Origin of the sequence: Pseudoalteromonas sp. P1-13-1a (assembly GCF_001401875.1) — a bacterium.
Taxonomy (GTDB): domain Bacteria; phylum Pseudomonadota; class Gammaproteobacteria; order Enterobacterales; family Alteromonadaceae; genus Pseudoalteromonas.
This window is the reverse complement of sequence record NZ_LKDV01000105.1, coordinates 1-341: the sequence shown is the minus strand read 5'-3', so window position 1 is coordinate 341 and position 341 is coordinate 1. Positions and strand designations below refer to the sequence as shown.

The following is a 341-nucleotide window of genomic DNA, read 5'->3' as shown; positions in this document are numbered from 1 at the left end:
TCGGCATCTAATCAGTTAAACAAAGCGGCTATTTTATTAGTGTTAGCGCTAGGTACATTTATTTTAGGATTATCAGAGTTTTCAATGATGCCTATGCTGCCGCTGATCAGTGAAACGTTTGGCTCAACCCCTTCGCAAAGTGGCTATGCCATTAGCGCCTATGCGATTGGCGTTGTAGTTGGCGCACCGGTTTTAATGCTTACAACGGCCAACATGCGAAAACGCAAAGCTTTGCTGATTTTTTTAAGCTTAATGTGTATTGCTAATGGTTTGAGTGCATTAGCAACTTCACTAGAGCAGCTTGTTGTTTTTCGGTTTTTAAGTGGCTTACCTCACGGCGC

Annotated in this window: 1 protein-coding gene; it reads left to right on the top strand. The window is 42.8% G+C overall.

Annotated features, from left to right (window positions below; all coding sequences use genetic code 11):
• Positions 1-341, top strand: a 341-nt coding sequence (locus tag AN391_RS20005) for an MFS transporter (protein WP_152967923.1), incomplete at both ends; no start/stop codon positions are given.